The sequence below is a fragment of the Acinetobacter sp. 22323 genome (assembly GCF_052044895.1).
In the GTDB taxonomy this organism is placed as follows: domain Bacteria; phylum Pseudomonadota; class Gammaproteobacteria; order Pseudomonadales; family Moraxellaceae; genus Acinetobacter; species Acinetobacter schindleri.
The window spans coordinates 1-1596 of record NZ_JBQEOL010000045.1; the positions used below are offsets into that span (position 1 = coordinate 1).

Here is a 1596-nt window from a genome sequence, read left to right on the forward strand (position 1 = left end):
AAATGATCTCTATAATATACACAGCCATCGGGGACGTGGCGAAATTGGTAGACGCACTGGATTTAGGTTCCAGCGCCGCGAGGTGTGAGAGTTCGAGTCTCTCCGTCCCCACCAAATTTACTTATGAGAATGAGTAGAGATGGTCGAGTAGAGGATTGGTGTAATGGTAGCATGACGGTCTCCAAAACCGTTCGTCAAGGTTCGAATCCTTGATCCTCTGCCATTAAAGTTTGAGAAAGCCGGCGATAAGTTGGTACCCGATGGGGACGTGGCGAAATTGGTAGACGCACTGGATTTAGGTTCCAGCGCCGCGAGGTGTGAGAGTTCGAGTCTCTCCGTCCCCACCACTCAAAAGAGACAAGGTTGATGCCTTGTTTTTTTTTGCCTGAAATTTAACGGCAAGCTTTCATCTCTAATTCAGTTTTTGAAAAAAATACGGTTCTTTTAAACTCTATATCGATCATCCAGAAAAAAGCCAAAGAGTTTAATGCATAAAAGGATAGCTCTTGCTCACTTGGAGATAGAAAAGGGTAGCCAGTTTTTATAAAGAATTCAGTTGGTAAAAAGAGCCAAGATTTATTGTGTTTTTTAAATTAATAATGCTTGGCCATATGTATTATTATTTATGTAAGCGCACTCACAATGAGTCAATTGAGAAAATCTGAATGAATAAAAATTTTTGGATCAAATTGTTTTTAATTTTTTAAAATCTGAAAATCAAAATGCTTGGATGAGTTAATTGCTTAATTTTTGATTAAATAAGGCTTTATTATTTATTTAAGCGCTTGTCAATAAAGCTTGATCTCTATAATATACATTTCAGCGGGGATATGGCGGAATTGGTAGACGCACTGTGTTCAGGTCGCAGCGCCTTCTGGGCGTGAGAGTTCGAGTCTCTCTATCCCCACCAGATTTTAAAAAAACAAGGTTGAATACCTTGTTTTTTTTTGCCTGAAATTTGGCAGAGTAGATGAATGAGTCTTTATTAGACCAAGTGATTGGAATCGAAACGATAAAGAAACCTCTGATTCGCTATAGTTAAGTGAACGAGCAGAGGCGACAGAAAAATGATTGCAATGAATCGATTTATAGAAAAAGAATAAAAATGATGCATTTCTCTGTATTAATTTGATGAAAAATAAAAAAATAGATTTAACTGCTTAATTTATAGCAGATTAGACTCTAATTGCTTGTAAAGTGGCTTGTCAAAGGGAAATGATCTCTATAATATACACAGCCATCGGGGACGTGGCGAAATTGGTAGACGCACTGGATTTAGGTTCCAGCGCCGCGAGGTGTGAGAGTTCGAGTCTCTCCGTCCCCACCAAATTTACTTATGAGAATGAGTAGAGATGGTCGAGTAGAGGATTGGTGTAATGGTAGCATGACGGTCTCCAAAACCGTTCGTCAAGGTTCGAATCCTTGATCCTCTGCCATTAAAGTTTGAGAAAGCCGGCGATAAGTTGGTACCCGATGGGGACGTGGCGAAATTGGTAGACGCACTGGATTTAGGTTCCAGCGCCGCGAGGTGTGAGAGTTCGAGTCTCTCCGTCCCCACCACTCAAAAGAGACAAGGTTGATGCCTTGTTTTTTTTT

7 tRNA genes are annotated in these 1596 nt (G+C 40.3%); all 7 read left to right on the plus strand.

What is annotated here, in order from left to right:
- Window positions 1-29 precede the first annotated feature (29 nt).
- The 7 genes from ACTJIX_RS14775 (at window position 30) to ACTJIX_RS14805 (ending at window position 1560) form a co-directional block, all read left to right on the plus strand.
- Window positions 30-114, plus strand: a tRNA-Leu gene (locus ACTJIX_RS14775).
- Between the two features lie 35 nt (window positions 115-149).
- Window positions 150-223: transfer RNA gene (locus ACTJIX_RS14780), tRNA-Trp, on the plus strand.
- Between the two features lie 39 nt (window positions 224-262).
- Window positions 263-347, plus strand: a tRNA-Leu gene (locus tag ACTJIX_RS14785).
- A 477-nt stretch (window positions 348-824) separates the two neighbouring features.
- Window positions 825-910 (plus strand) — tRNA-Leu (locus ACTJIX_RS14790).
- A 332-nt stretch (window positions 911-1242) separates the two neighbouring features.
- Window positions 1243-1327, plus strand: a tRNA-Leu gene (locus tag ACTJIX_RS14795).
- Window positions 1328-1362: 35 nt separating this feature from the next.
- Window positions 1363-1436 (plus strand) — tRNA-Trp (locus ACTJIX_RS14800).
- 39 nt (window positions 1437-1475) lie between these two features.
- Window positions 1476-1560, plus strand: a tRNA-Leu gene (locus ACTJIX_RS14805).
- Window positions 1561-1596: the final 36 nt, after the last annotated feature.